15 protein-coding genes and 1 pseudogene are annotated in these 12,997 nt (G+C 69.6%); 7 read left to right on the top strand and 9 right to left on the bottom strand.

The window, feature by feature from the left end; genetic code table 11:
- Window positions 1–47 precede the first annotated feature (47 nt).
- Both ACGFNK_RS22680 and ACGFNK_RS22675 read right to left on the bottom strand, forming a co-directional pair.
- A complete protein-coding gene (locus tag ACGFNK_RS22680) occupies window positions 48–695 on the bottom strand; it encodes an HAD-IA family hydrolase (RefSeq protein WP_393418501.1) in 648 nt (215 codons plus the stop codon).
- A gap of 10 nt (window positions 696–705) precedes the next feature.
- Window positions 706–1,722: an NAD(P)-dependent oxidoreductase gene (locus ACGFNK_RS22675; protein ID WP_393418499.1), complete on the bottom strand. Its 1,017-nt coding sequence runs from the start codon at window positions 1,720–1,722 to the stop codon at window positions 706–708.
- A 144-nt stretch (window positions 1,723–1,866) separates the two neighbouring features.
- On the opposite strand from ACGFNK_RS22675, the gene ACGFNK_RS22670 reads away from it, so the two are divergent.
- Window positions 1,867–2,706 carry an endo alpha-1,4 polygalactosaminidase gene (locus ACGFNK_RS22670; RefSeq protein WP_393418497.1) on the top strand — a complete coding sequence of 280 codons (840 nt, stop codon included), beginning with the start codon at window positions 1,867–1,869 and terminating at the stop codon, window positions 2,704–2,706.
- Here ACGFNK_RS22670 and ACGFNK_RS22665 read toward each other — a convergent pair.
- Window positions 2,691–3,196 (bottom strand): annotated as a pseudogene (locus ACGFNK_RS22665) (flavoprotein). The gene ACGFNK_RS22670 and the pseudogene ACGFNK_RS22665 sit on opposite strands and share 16 nt — an antisense overlap.
- A 197-nt stretch (window positions 3,197–3,393) precedes the next feature.
- On the opposite strand from ACGFNK_RS22665, the gene ACGFNK_RS22660 reads away from it, so the two are divergent.
- Both ACGFNK_RS22660 and ACGFNK_RS22655 read left to right on the top strand, forming a co-directional pair.
- On the top strand, window positions 3,394–4,854 hold the full coding sequence (locus tag ACGFNK_RS22660) for an aldehyde dehydrogenase family protein (protein ID WP_393418495.1): 1,461 nt from the start codon (window positions 3,394–3,396) through the stop codon (window positions 4,852–4,854).
- A gap of 86 nt (window positions 4,855–4,940) precedes the next feature.
- Complete coding sequence (locus ACGFNK_RS22655) at window positions 4,941–5,390, top strand: nitroreductase family deazaflavin-dependent oxidoreductase (protein WP_393418493.1); 450 nt, start codon at window positions 4,941–4,943, stop codon at window positions 5,388–5,390.
- Between the two features lie 153 nt (window positions 5,391–5,543).
- Here the strand turns inward: ACGFNK_RS22655 and ACGFNK_RS22650 are convergent, their stop codons facing one another.
- The gene (locus tag ACGFNK_RS22650) at window positions 5,544–6,476 is read right to left on the bottom strand and encodes a cation diffusion facilitator family transporter (RefSeq protein ID WP_393418491.1); all 933 of its coding nucleotides are present in this window, start codon (window positions 6,474–6,476) and stop codon (window positions 5,544–5,546) included.
- Between the two features lie 163 nt (window positions 6,477–6,639).
- On the opposite strand from ACGFNK_RS22650, the gene ACGFNK_RS22645 reads away from it, so the two are divergent.
- From ACGFNK_RS22645 to ACGFNK_RS22635, 3 genes are all read left to right on the top strand, one after another.
- Window positions 6,640–7,656, top strand: a complete 1,017-nt coding sequence (locus ACGFNK_RS22645) for a glutathione S-transferase family protein (RefSeq protein WP_393418489.1) — start codon at window positions 6,640–6,642, stop codon at window positions 7,654–7,656.
- A 65-nt stretch (window positions 7,657–7,721) separates the two neighbouring features.
- Window positions 7,722–8,027, top strand: coding sequence for a DUF4235 domain-containing protein (locus ACGFNK_RS22640; protein ID WP_393418487.1), 306 nt, complete (start codon window positions 7,722–7,724; stop codon window positions 8,025–8,027).
- 63 nt (window positions 8,028–8,090) lie between these two features.
- Window positions 8,091–8,552 (top strand): peroxiredoxin, encoded by a 462-nt coding sequence (locus ACGFNK_RS22635; RefSeq protein WP_393418485.1) that lies wholly within the window; start codon window positions 8,091–8,093, stop codon window positions 8,550–8,552.
- A gap of 11 nt (window positions 8,553–8,563) precedes the next feature.
- Here the strand turns inward: ACGFNK_RS22635 and ACGFNK_RS22630 are convergent, their stop codons facing one another.
- On the bottom strand, window positions 8,564–8,956 hold the full coding sequence (locus tag ACGFNK_RS22630; RefSeq protein ID WP_393418483.1) for a VOC family protein: 393 nt from the start codon (window positions 8,954–8,956) through the stop codon (window positions 8,564–8,566).
- Window positions 8,957–9,279: 323 nt separating this feature from the next.
- Between ACGFNK_RS22630 and ACGFNK_RS22625 the strand changes: the two genes are divergently transcribed.
- Entirely contained in the window at window positions 9,280–10,311 is a 1,032-nt protein-coding gene (locus tag ACGFNK_RS22625) for a 7-epi-alpha-eudesmol synthase (protein ID WP_393418481.1), read from the top strand.
- A gap of 51 nt (window positions 10,312–10,362) precedes the next feature.
- On the opposite strand, the gene ACGFNK_RS22620 is transcribed toward ACGFNK_RS22625, so the two are convergent.
- The 4 genes from ACGFNK_RS22620 to ACGFNK_RS22605 are packed head-to-tail and all read right to left on the bottom strand — an operon-like array spanning window position 10,363 to window position 12,992.
- Complete coding sequence (locus ACGFNK_RS22620; RefSeq protein WP_393418479.1) at window positions 10,363–11,616, bottom strand: cytochrome P450; 1,254 nt, start codon at window positions 11,614–11,616, stop codon at window positions 10,363–10,365.
- Window positions 11,613–12,233 carry an ATP/GTP-binding protein gene (locus ACGFNK_RS22615; RefSeq protein WP_386342919.1) on the bottom strand — a complete coding sequence of 207 codons (621 nt, stop codon included), beginning with the start codon at window positions 12,231–12,233 and terminating at the stop codon, window positions 11,613–11,615. The genes ACGFNK_RS22620 and ACGFNK_RS22615 overlap by 4 nt, the downstream gene beginning before the upstream one ends.
- Window positions 12,214–12,585, bottom strand: coding sequence for a DUF742 domain-containing protein (locus tag ACGFNK_RS22610; RefSeq protein WP_393418477.1), 372 nt, complete (start codon window positions 12,583–12,585; stop codon window positions 12,214–12,216). Before ACGFNK_RS22610 ends, ACGFNK_RS22615 begins: the two co-directional genes overlap by 20 nt.
- Window positions 12,582–12,992 (bottom strand): roadblock/LC7 domain-containing protein, encoded by a 411-nt coding sequence (locus ACGFNK_RS22605; protein ID WP_386342921.1) that lies wholly within the window; start codon window positions 12,990–12,992, stop codon window positions 12,582–12,584. The genes ACGFNK_RS22610 and ACGFNK_RS22605 overlap by 4 nt, the downstream gene beginning before the upstream one ends.
- Window positions 12,993–12,997 lie beyond the last annotated feature (5 nt).

Here is a 12,997-nt window from a genome sequence, read left to right as displayed (position 1 = left end):
GAAGGGGCGGGACTGGGGAAAGAAACCCCGCCCCGCCCCGGTGGGCGTCAGGACCGCAGTAGGCGCGACTCGGTGAGGTCCAGGACGCCGTCCTGCCAGGTCACCCCCCGCAGATCGGGTACGACGACGGGGGCGTCGGTGGCAAGGCCCCGCGGACCTACGCCGATGACGTACGCCCCCGCCGCCGCCCCCGCCCTCGCACCCGCGACGCTGTCCTCGAAGACGACGGCGCCCGCGGGGTCGACGCCGAGCTTCTCGGCCGCCGCGCGGTAGCCGTCCGGGGCCGGTTTGCCGTGGGTGACGTCGTCCGCGGTGATGAGTACGGGCGGCAGCGGCAGACCCGCGGCGGCGAGGCGGGCCCGGGCGAGGGCGGTGACGCCGGAGGTCACGACGGCCCAACTCCCTTGCGGCAGAGACGTGAGGAGGTCGAGCGCGCCAGGCAGCGCGGTGGTGAGGGCGGCGGCCTCGATCTCCAGGCGGTCGATCTCGGCGAGCGCCGCGGGCCGCTCGGCCGGATCAGCGACGAGCAGCGCGACGGTGTCGGCGGAGCGCCGCCCGTGCACCATCGCGGTGACCTCCTCGGCCGGCAGCCCGCGCTCCCGGGCCCACCGGCTCCATGCCTGGTCGACACCCGCGTCGGAGTCGACCAGGACGCCGTCGTTGTCGAAGAGGAGGCCTTGGCAGGGGATCTTCATGCGGGGTCCTTCAGCTGACGGGACGGTTGCGGTAGCGGCCGACGAGTTCGCGCGCGGCGACCTGCATACGGGCGGGCGGCAGGCCACGTGCGATCAGGGTCAGATCGTCGACCACCATGTCGCCGATGGTCCAGAACGCCTCCGGGATGCCGCCCGCGCGGTGAGCCGAGAGCACCAGTCCTTCCAGACCACGAGCGGGGTCGTCGGCGGCGACTGGTTCCTCGGGCCAGACGTCGATGCCCGCCAGCAGACGGCCTTCGGCCACCCGCGCGAGCAGCGCCGGGAAGTCGACGACGGGCGCCCGGCTGATGAGCACGAGCCGGGCACCGTCCGGCAGCAGGTCCAGTTCGCGCTCGCCGAGCAGATGACGGCTCTCGTCGGTGACGGTGGCCAGCACGAACACGAACCGGCTGCGGGTCAGGGTCTCGTCCAGCGTGGCGGGCAGGAGGCCTTGCTCGCGCAGGACGGCGGGCGGCAGCCAGGGGTCGTACACCCGGAGCGTGGGGCGGAAGGCCGCCAGCAGCGGGTGGAGGGCACGGCCGAGTTGGCCGAAGCCGATCAGACCGAGGTCGGAGCCCCGCAGCAGTACGGCATCGGCGTTGCCCTCGGCCACATACCGCTCCCGTCCGGCGCGGAAGGCCCGGTCCTCGCGGCTGATGCCGCGCGCCAGGTCGAGGGCGAGACCGAGTGCGTATTCGGCGACGGCCTGGGCGTACGCCGGGCCGCAGTTGAGGAGGTGGATGCCACGCTCGAAACAGGAGTCGTAGTCGACATGCGGATAGAAGTTGCCCTCGACGTTGAGCACGGCCTTCAACTTCCCAGCCCGGGCGAGCCGTTCGGCCGGCAGCTTGGGCTGCCCGACGACGGCGAAGGCGTCGGGCAGGGCCTGGTCGAGGGCCGCTTCGGAGTCCGGTTCGATGACGGTGAAGCGGTCGTGCAACCGGGTCAGCGCGTCCGGCGTGAAGATACGGTCGATGGGGTGCGGGGCGGCGCGCAGGATCACAAGCGGCTTGTCCGAGGTGCTCACGGCTCTCCTTGGCATCCGTACGGGAACAGGCGTCGACCTCAGGAAACGGTAACCGGGCCCGCGGTGGGCCGCTGCCGTGCGAACTTGACGTGTGCGTCAGCCCCCGGCTTTGATCCTGACGTGCCGAGGCGCGCAGGACTCCCCATGGACCGAACGGGCATGCCCGTCAAGCGCATTGCCGTTGCCCTTGCCGCCCTCGTGGCGCTGGCCGCCTGTACGTCCGGGTCCGGCAGGAACGGTGAGCACACGACTGGCAGCGCCGCACCGCCGAAGCCCGGGAATGTTCAACTGCCGCCCCGGAACACCGGCTTCGACTACCAGATCGGTGGCGCCTATCCCCCGCCGGCGCGCGTCCGTATCGTCGCCCGCGACCGCTCGGCTGACCCCGCTCGGGGCCTCTACAACATCTGTTACGTCAACGCCTTCCAGGCCCAGCCGGACGCACGGAACGACTGGCCCGCCGACCTGCTGCTGCGCGACAAGGCGGGCAAGGTCGTGATGGACGGCGAATGGGACGAGGCGCTGCTCGACATCAGCACGCCGGCGAAACGGGAGCGTATCGCCGCCCGGATCAACCAGTGGGTCGACGACTGCGCGGCCAAGGGGTACGACGCCGTCGAGCCGGACAACTACGACAGCTACACCCGTTCCCGCGGCCTGCTGACCGCCGACGACGCCATGTCCTTCGTCAAGCTGCTCTCGGCGCACGCGCACGCCCGTGGTCTGGCCGTCGCCCAGAAGAACGCCGTGGAGCTGGCCGGCTTCAAGTCCCGTACGGGACTGGACTTCGCGGTGGCGGAGGAGTGCGGCGCGTACGACGAGTGCGGTGCGTACGCGGAGGCATTCGACGACCGGGTCGTGGTGATCGAGTACACCGACAGCGGCCTGGAGAAGGCACGTTCGGGCTTCGGTGACCGGCTGAGCATCGTGCGCCGGGATGTGCAGGTGTCGACGCCGGGCGACGCAGGTTACGTCCGCGAGTGAGTCAGCAGCTCCAGACCCTGCTCCCAGCGGAACCCGTCGCCCGGCTCGCTGAACCGGACACCCATACCGCGCAGCCGCGTGAGGCTCTCCTGGTACGCGGGGTGGGCGGTCAGCGCCTCCCCACGCTGGGCAGTACGGCGATCGGCACGCCGAGGCCGTACGCCTCGCAGAGGGTGCCGAGGGCGAGGGTGTCGGCGATCCCGGCGGCCCATTTGTTGATGGTGTTGAACGTCGCGGGTGCCACGAGGACTGCGTCCGGGTCCGGAAACGGGCGCGGGTCGCCCGGCGACCGCCAGGCGGAACGGATGATCCGGCCGGTCTGCTCCTCGACCGCCGCGGTGTCGAAGAAGCCCATTGCGGGCGGCGTCGCGATGACTCCGACGTCCCAGCCCTGCTCCTGCGCCAGGCTGATCAAGTCGCCGACGTCCTCGGCGACTTGGGCAGCGCAGACGACGACGTAGAGGAAGGGTTTCCGGGCCTGTTCGGTCACCTGGAAACCGTACTCAACGGACCGGGGATCCGGCGCTCGGTTGATCAACGTCTGATCAACATCGCTGATTGACGGAGACCGTGTCACGTTGCAGACTCAATCCAACATTCAACGAAGATATGTTCACCAGGCGGACAAGCGGCTGAGCCCCAGGCGTGGCATGGTCGTCTTGCCTCGCACGACGGGAAGAGCCGCGCATGACCCTGCATCGTGACCTGCTGATCGGCGGCAAGGACGTGCCCGCCACCTCCGGCCGCACCGCTGAGGACGTGAATCCGTACAGCTCCGAGGTGTACGCCACGGTCGCCGCGGCCGGAGTCGAGGATGTCACGCGGGCCGTGGACGCCGCGGATGCCGCGTTCGCCGACTGGGCCGCGACCAGCCCGGTGGTCCGGCGCAAGATCCTTCTCGACGCGGCCGACCTGCTGGAGTCGCGCGTCGAGGACGCCGTGCGGACGATGGCGGGCGAGGTGGGCGGGACCCGGCCCTGGGCCATGTTCAATGTCGGCCTCGCCGCGAACATGTTCCGCGAGGCCGCCGCCGCGGTGACCGCCCCGCGCGGCGAGGTGCTGAGCGCCCAGACGGAGGGCGCGCTCGGCCTCGCGGTCCGGGAGCCCGTCGGTGTCGTGGCGGCGTTCTCGCCGTGGAACGCGCCGGTCATCCTTGGCGTTCGTGCCGTCGCGGCGCCGCTCGCCGCGGGCAACACCGTGGTGCTGAAGCCGAGCGAGGACGCGCCGCTGGCCTGCGGTCTCTTCGTCGCGGACATCCTGCGGGACGCGGGCCTGCCCGACGGCGTGCTCAATGTGATCACCAACGCCCCCGAGGACGCCGCCGCCGTTGCCGAGGCGTTGATCGCCGATACGCGGGTGCGGTCCGTCAACTTCACCGGTTCGACGGGAGTCGGCCGCATCATCGGCGTCCACGCGGCCCAGCACCTCAAGCCCGCGCTCCTCGAGCTCGGCGGCAAGAACTCCGTGATCGTGCTGGCGGACGCCGACGTCGACTACGCGGTCGACGCCGCCGTCTTCTCCGTGTTCATGAACTCCGGTCAGATCTGCATGTCGGCCGACCGGCTCCTCGTGCACGAGAGCCTCGCCGAGGAGTTCACGGCCAAGTTCGTCGCGAAGACCGAGTCGCTCGCGGCCGGCGACCCCGCCCACGATCACACCGTGGTCGGCCCGCTGGTCACCCCGGACGCCGCCCGCCGGGTCGCGGCGCTGGTCGAGGACGCCGTCGCCAAGGGCGCCACCGTACTGACCGGCGGTACGGCTCCCGAGGGTGCCGTACACCCGGCGACCGTGCTCACCGACCTGCCGCAGAACGCCGAGCTGTACCACGGCGAGGCCTTCGGCCCGGTCGCCGTGATCAGCACGTTCGCCACGGACGACGAGGCGGTCGACTTCGCCAACGCCACCGAGCACGGGCTGACGTGCGGCATCATCACCGAGAACGGCACCCACGGGCTGAAGGTCGCCCGCCGGATCCGTACCGGCATCGTGCACGTCAACGACCAGTCCGTAGCCGATGAGCCGAACGCTCCCTTCGGCGGCTTCAAGGCCAGCGGATACGGCCGGTTCGGCGGGCGCTGGGGCATCGAGGCGTTCAGCAACACCCGCTGGGTGACACTGGCGACGCAGCACGCGCACTATCCGTTCTAGGCCGTTCGTTCGCCGGGTGCTGTGGGGTAGACGGTGAGTGCACCACTGTGGTGATTCACCACGCAGACGACGATGGGAACGATGACATGCCTCTTGAGGGCGAGTACGAGCCCAGCCCCACCGGCTGGGTACGTAAGCAGGTGGAGTTGATCGAGAGCTCCGGCGGGACCGAGGGGATGACGCTGCAGGGCACGACACGGCCCGTGATCCTGCTGACCACCCGGGGCGCCAAGAGCGGCAAGATCCGCAAGACACCCCTCATGCGTGTGGAGCACGAGGGCACGTACGCCGCCGTCGCCTCCCTGGGCGGTTCCCCCAAGCACCCGGTCTGGTACTACAACGTCAAGGCCGACCCCCAAGTGGAACTCCAGGACGGCACGGTCCGCCAGGACATGACGGCCCGCGAGGTGACCGGCGAGGAAAAGGCGCTGTGGTGGGAGCGCGCCGTCGCGGCATACCCGCCCTACGCCAGCTACCAGAAGAAGACCGACCGCGAGATCCCGGTCTTCGTCCTGGAACCGGTCGACGACCACTGATCCCGGAGCCACGGTGCTCGGCAGGCCCGGCCGGTTCCTCCGAATCCGGTAGGCATGAAGCGGCATACGCCGGGCAGACGAGTCTCAGGCCCCGCCGCGCTCCCCCGTCGCGGCGGGGTCGCCCCCTGTCTGAGCAGGGGGTGAACCCGCAGGTCAGCTGCCACGTGGCTGGCGGCGGGCGGTTCGTTTCGCGGTCAGTGCGTCCGTGATGTCGAGGAAGATCTGGTCGGCTTCCGGGATCGCGTAGGACACGGTGCGCTTGATGCGTTCGGCGACCAGTTCGACCTCTTCGCTGTCCAGGCCGGGGGCCAGGTCGACCCGGGCGGCCACCAGGGTCGAGTCCAGACCCAGCTTCATCGTCAGCAGGGACTCCACGGAGTCGATCTCCGGCTGCGCCTGAAGCAGGGAACGGATGCGGCGGCTCTGCTCGGGGTCCGCGGCCCGGCCGATCAGCTGGTCGCGGGCGTCGCGGCCCAGGCGGTACGCCACGTACACGAGCAGCGCCCCGATGGCGCACGAGGCCAGCGCCTCCCAGACGACCTGGCCGGTGGCCATGTGGAGCGCCATCCCGGCGATCGCGAGGGTCACGCCGAGCACGGCGGTGCCGTCCTCGGCGACGACCGTCCGCAGCGCCGGGTCACGGGCCCCGGCGACACCGCCCTGGATGCGCACCTGGTGCAAGGCCCGCAACAGGGAGATCCCCTCGGAGACGAGGGCGACCCCGAGGACGACGAGCCCCGCCACATAGCCGTCGTACGACTCCGCCGCTCCCCCGCGCAGCGCCTCGAAGGCCTGGAAGAAGGAGAAGCAGCCGCCCATCACGAAGATGCCGACGGCTGCCAGAAGCGACCAGAAGAAGCGTTCCTTGCCGTAGCCGAAGGGATGGCGGCTGTCGGCGGGACGCCGGCTGCGGCGCAGGGCAGCGAGGAGGAACACCTCGTTCATGCTGTCGGCCACGGAGTGCGCCGCCTCCGAGAGCAGCGCGGGCGAGCCCGCGATCAGGCCGCCCACCGTCTTGGCCACGGCGATCACGACGTTCGCGGCCAGCGCCACCAGCACGGTGACACGGGTCCTGCGGTCCGACATGGTCAAGGGCTTACGGCTCACTTCGGCCGATTGCCCCAGTCGCGCGCCCTCACACGAGGTGAGCGGCGAAATCGGGGAACTCCTGTCACCAGGGCCGGTCCGGGCACCCCTAAGGCAGGACAGGCAGGACAAGTAGGACAGGCAGGATCAGGAGACAGGAGCCATGAGCGACACAGACGGCAACACTGAGTACGGCAGGAAGTCGTTCAAGCGATCCAAGAGCCACTTCACGGACCGCATCACGGCGGACGCGCGGGACGGCTGGCCGGTCGAGCCCGGACGCTACCGGCTGGTCGTCAGCCGCGCCTGCCCCTGGGCGAGCCGCGCGGTGATCTCCCGGCGGCTGCTGGGTCTGGAGGACGCCCTTTCGCTGGCCATCGCCGACCCCATCCAGGATGACCGCAGCTGGCGCTTCACGCTGGACCCGGACGGCCGCGACCCCGTACTCGGCATCCGGTTCCTCAGCGAGGCGTACGACGCACGCGAGGCGGACTACCCGGGCGGCGTCAGCGTCCCCGCGATCGTGGACGTACCCAGTGGCCGCCTGGTCACCAACGACTTCCAGCAGATCACCCTGGACCTGGCCACCGAGTGGACGGCCCTGCACCGGGACGGGGCGCCGGACCTCTGTCCGGCCCGGCTGCGCGACGAGATCGACGAGGTCATGGAGGAGGTGTACGAGGACGTCAACAACGGGGTGTACCGGGCGGGCTTCGCCACCGGCCAGGAGGAGTACGAGACGGCCTGTGATCGGCTCTTCCGGCGACTGGAGCTGCTGTCGGCGCGGCTCACCGACCGGCGCTATCTGGTCGGCGACACGATCACGGAGGCGGACATCCGGCTGTTCACCACGCTGGTCCGGTTCGACGCCGTCTACCACGGCCACTTCAAGTGCAACCGCTGGAAGTTGACGGAGGATGAGGTGCTGTGGGCGTACGTCCGCGATCTCTACCAGACGCCCGGCTTCGGCGACACCGTCGACTTCGACCACATCAAGCGCCACTACTACCAGGTCCACACGGGCATCAACCCGACCCGCATCGTGCCGCTCGGCCCCGATCTGTCCGGCTGGCTGATGCCGCACCGCCGTGAGGAGCTCGGTGGCCGCCCGTTCGGCGACGGGACGCCGCCGGGGCCGGTGTCCGAGGGCGAGCGGGTCCCGGCAGCGGGGCGGCCCTGACCCGCGCGTACAGGAACATCGCCAACGACAAATAGACAAAGGCACAAGGACATAAGGAGTCAGCGATGCCGAAGAAGCAGAAGAAGATGAAGCTGCCCCTCGCCTACAAGCCCCTCGGATTCCTGCTCGGCTGGACCAGCGGAACCCTCGCCAGCCTGGCCTTCCAGAGGACATGGAAGGCGATCCGGCACGAGGACGACGCGCCCGACGCACTGGACAAGGACCGCAGTTGGGGCGAGATCCTGCTGGCCGCGGCCGTCCAGGGGGCCATCTTCGCCGTCGTCCGCAGCGCCGTGGACCGTACGGGTGCCGCGTTCGTCGAGCGCACGACCGGAGTGTGGCCGTCCGGCGATGGGGGAGGGCGCGACTGAACACCCTTACCGTCGCGTAAGGTTGGCTTCCGGAACGGCGGCCGGAAGGCAGGAGAGCGAGCTGTGACCAGCAAGCCAGAAGTGGGCGACACTGTCGAGGACTTCGCGCTGCCCGACGAGACCGGCACGTCCCGGAAGCTCTCCGAGCTCCTGGCCGACGGTCCCGTCGTCCTCTTCTTCTACCCGGCTGCCCTCACGCCGGGCTGCACCGCCGAGGCGTGCCACTTCCGCGATCTGGCCGCGGAGTTCGCCGCCGCCGGGGCGCGTCCGGTGGGGATCAGCGGCGATCCGGTGGACCGGCAGCAGGAGTTCGCGGGGAAGCACACGCTCGGGTTTCCGCTGCTGTCGGACCCCGACGGGGCGATCCGGGAGCGGTTCGGTGTGAAGCGCGGTTTCTCGATGGCGCCCACGAAGCGGGTCACCTTCGTCATCTCCGAGGACCGGAAGGTACTCGAGGTGGTGCGCAGCGAGTTCAGGATGAGCGCACACGCGGACCGCGCCCTGGCGGCCCTGCGCTCCGCCTGACTCGGCTGCCCTCAGCCCGACTTGGGTGCCGTGGCGCGGGTGCGGCGCAGTGTGAAGGAGTGGCCGGCCGGATCGGCGTATCCCCGCTCCTCGAACGGGCCGGACGGCTCCTTGGTCTCCAGCGGCCGTCCGCCGAGTGATACGACCCTGCGTTCCGCCTCGTCGAGGTCCTCCACATGGAAGTCCAGGTGGACTTGCAGGGAGTTCTCGGGGCGCGGCCAGCTCGGCGGAGTGGCCGTCATGTCCCGGCGGAACGCCATCCGGGTCCCGTCGGCGCCCTTGATCTCCACGCGGTTCGCGGTCGCGTCCGTCTGCTCGGCCTCCAGCAACTCCTTGTAGAACAGGGCGAGCTTCTCGGGCTCGGCACAGTCCAGCACCACGACGCCTGCCACTACGAGTGCCATGTCTCCTCCATACGGGGACCGAACGCGGCGGCGTTCCCAGCCACCGCCCCGTCGTCCACGGGTACCCCGCACCCCGGATTCAGTCGTCCAGGACCAACGGGCCGCCCGGCGTAGACATTTCGCCAAGGTCGCCGAAAGAGTAACGAAGGTCACGGAGAAGTCACGGAGGTCACGGCATAGATCATTTACGATCAGGGCAGCCTCGTAGCGAATTCGAGTCAACTTTCGTCTCGGGAAGCGCAGTTCGAGTCGGCGGGGATCGGTTCCGATCGCCCGCTCGCAGGGTGGGGGGCCCTGTGAATCGTCTCCAAGAGAGGATGCGAATGCCGCAGGACGTCAAATTCGACCTCCCGTTCACCACCCCCATCAGCGAACATCTCGAGTACGCCCGGGCGCGTCATCTGCGCTGGGTCTGGGACCGTCGTCTGGTCCGCAGCAAAGAAGGTTTCGAGGAGTACCGGTCCTGGGATCTGCCCCAGGCCGCTGCCCGAACGTATCCGCACGCCTCGGCCGAGGACATGGTCGTCCTCATGAACTGGTTCTCGCTGGCCTTCCTCTTCGACGACCAGTTCGACGCCGCCAGGCCGGACCGTGCCGACCGCATAGCGGACGTGGCGCGCGAGCTCATCGTCACGCCGCTGCGTCCCGCGGGGAACACGCCCCGGGTGGACTGCCCGATCACGGTGGCCTGGGCGGAGGTCTGGGCGCACCTTTCCGAGGGCATGTCGCTGACGTGGCGTACGCGGTTCGCGGCCTCCTGGGGCCGGTTCCTCGTGGCGCACACCGAGGAGGTCGACCTGGCGGCCCGCGGCCTGGAAGGCACACTCGGTCTTGAGGAGTACGCCGAGTTCCGCCGCCGTACGGTCGGCATTCACCACAGCATCGACGCCGGTGAGCGCAGCCGCGGCTTCGAGGTTCCGGCACAGGTGCAGGCCCATCCGCTGATGATCCGGATGCGGGATCTGGCCGCGGACACCATCGGCTTCATGAACGACATCCACTCCTTCGAGCGCGAGAAGCGCAGAGGAGACGGACACAACCTCATAGCCGTCCTGCACCGGGAGCGCCGGTGCACCTGGCAGGAGGCGGCCGACGAGGCGTTCCGGATGACCACGGAGTGTCTCGACCGGTACCTCGAACTGGAGGCCCAGGTACCGACGATGTGCGACGAGCTCGGCCTGGAAGAGGAAGAGCGAACTCAGGTGCGCATGGGCGTCGAGGCCATCCAGCACTGGATCAACGGCAATTACGAGTGGGCGCTGACCTCGGGCCGCTACACCGCGAACAAGGAAACCCCGGCGGCTGCCGCGGAATTGGCGGGCAAGGGGTCGGTGGACGACCTGCTCACGGTCTGACGCGGGAACCGTTCGGCCGGCCACCCCACAGATGGCCGGCCGAACGTGTTCCTATGCGGCGAACTCGACCGGCAGGCGGTCCAGGCGCGCCTCCCAGGTGGAGGCCGTCGAGGTGAGCTCTTCCGGCGGGACCGCGAGGCGCAGACCCGGCAGGCGGTGCAGCAGGACGTCGACGGCCGTTTCGATGATGGCCTGGCCGATGTTCTGCCCCGGGCACTCGTGCGGGCCGCCGCTGAAGGCGAGATGCGCTTGGTTGCCGTGCACGGAGATACCGACATCGGGCCGGACCTCCGGGTCGACGTTGCCCGCGGTCAGTCCGAGCACCAGCAGGTCGCCCTCCTGGAGCCGGTGTCCGCCGAGTTCGAGATCGGCGGCGGCGAACCGGCCCGGCAGGACGGCCAGCGGCGGGGTGTTCCACATCACCTCCTCGACGACCGCGGAGATGTTCAGCTGCCCGCTGATCAGCCCGGCGAGCCGGGTGGTGTCGGTGAGGATCAGTTGCAGCACCCGGGCCAGCAGATTGCTGGTGGTGGTGTGCGCGGCGATCAGCACCAGCCGCAGGTGGCTGAGGATCTCGTCCTCGTCGAGTTCGGCGTGGTGTTCCATGAGCCCGGTGGTGAAGTCGGAGCCGGGCTCCACTCGCTTGCGTTCTGCGAGTTCGCCGAGGATCTGCATGATGCGGTCGTTGTGCAGAACGGCGTCCTCACCGCCCTTGAGCACCTGCGCGGAGGATTCGGCCAGCTGCCGCCCCTCTCCCTCCGCGAGTCCGTAGATCCTGGTGAGTACGAGCATCGGCAGGTACTCGGCGTACTCGGCCACGAGGTCGGCGCTGCCCGCGCCCGCGAAGGCGTCGATCTGCTTGTTCGCGAAGTGCGTGACATGGCGACGTATCCCGCGGCTCGCCACGGCCTGCAGATTGTCGGTGACGGCGCCGCGCAGCCTGCGGTGCGGTTCGCCGTCCTGGGACACGCAGTCCGGGCGCCAGCCCAGCATCGGGATCAGCGGTGAGGTGCTCTCGACGCGGCCCTCCTTCCAGTCGCGCCAGATCCGCGCGTCGCGGCTGAACTGACGGGGGTTGTCGAGCACCCGTCGGTTCTCCCGGTAGCCCAGCACCAGCCAGGCGGGGATGTCGCCTTCGAGGAGTACCGGCGCGACCGGCCCGTGTTCCTTGCGCAGCCTGGCGTAGATGCCGTGCGGGTCGCTCGCCGCTTCGGGCCCGTAGAGGCGGGTGGATTCCTCTCCCCCGCCGTGCGCGACAGGGCAGCCGCGCGGGGCGTCCGGACCGTTCGAGGGCTGATCGGTCATCGAGTCTCCAGAGCGACCGCAGAGCGTTCCTTGAGATGACGTATCAGGGCGATGAGTACGTCACGACTTGATTCCCGGTCGCGGGCGTCGCAGGCCACGACCGGAGTGTGCGGGGGGATGTCCAGGGCGTCCCTGATCTCCTCGACCGGGTGGTCCTTGGAGTCGGGGAAGACGTTGAGGGCGATGACGAAGGGGACGTCCTGCCGCTCCATCTCCTCGATGGCCCGGAAGCTGGAGGCCAGCCGACGGGTGTCGACCAGGACGACGGCGCCGAGCGCGCCCTTGAACAGGCCGTTCCACAGGAACCAGAACCGTTCCTGCCCAGGCGTCCCGAACAGGTACAGCACCAGCTGCTCGTTGATGCCGATCTTGCCGAAGTCCAGGCTGACGGTGGTCTCCTGCTTGTCCGCCACCCCGATCAGGTTGTCGACGTCGGCGCTGGCCTGGGTCAGCGTCTCCTCGGTGGTGAGCGGCTTGATGTCGCTGACCGAGCGGACCATGGTGGTCTTTCCGGTGCCGAATCCGCCCGCGATCATCACCTTCACCGAGCGGGCGCCGGCCGGCAGGGTGCCCCCGGCCGCCTGCCGGCCGGGATGGTCAAAGCCTTTCAAGTCCACTGAGTACCTCCTCAAGGAGCGCAAGATCGGGCCCGCGACCGGCGCCGGACGCCGGGATGGGATCACGGGCTTCGATACGGCCTGCATCCAGCAGATCGGCCAGGAGCACCGCGAGAATGTTGAACGGCAATCCGAGGTGGGCGCCGAGTTCGGCGACCGACAGCGGATCGCGGCAGCGCCGGAGGATCTCCTCGTGTTCGTGCTGCATACCGGGGACGGTGGCGGCACGGGAAGTGATGAGGGTCGCCACGTCGAGGCTCGACGCCGAACCGCCCGGTCCGCTGCGGCCGCCTGTGAGGACGTAGTAGCGCTCCAGACCGGACGGGTTCAGGGGTCGGCTGGGACCACTCATCCAGAGTGCTCCTCCAGGCGCGGAGTGGTGCCGAGGAGTTCACCCATCCTGCGGGCGAGATCCCTCATCTGATGCCCGAGCAGGCCCTGGTCGAGGCCTTCCCTGGCGAGGACTCCGAGGTACGTCTCCACGCCGGCCCGCACCACGAAGAGATGGCCGCCGTCGACTTCGATCATCGCCAGGCGCAACTGCCCGGCGTACTGGGGGAACTGCCCGGCCACCGGCTGGGCCAGCGCCTGCAGTCCCGCCACCACGGCGGCGAAACGGTCCACGTCGTCGGGGTCGTCGGCGCCGTAGGAGGTGATGGCCTTTCCGTCGCTGGAGGCCACCAGGGCGAAGCGGATCTCCTTGATGCTCTCGACCAGATCGCGCAGCGCCCAGCTCACGTCGGTTCCCTGTTGCGTCATGTGGA

This window comes from Streptomyces sp. NPDC048825 (genome assembly GCF_043198355.1).
Classification (GTDB): domain Bacteria; phylum Actinomycetota; class Actinomycetes; order Streptomycetales; family Streptomycetaceae; genus Streptomyces; species Streptomyces xiangluensis.
Note: the sequence above shows the minus strand (reverse complement) of the source record. Positions and strands in the feature narration are given on the sequence as shown.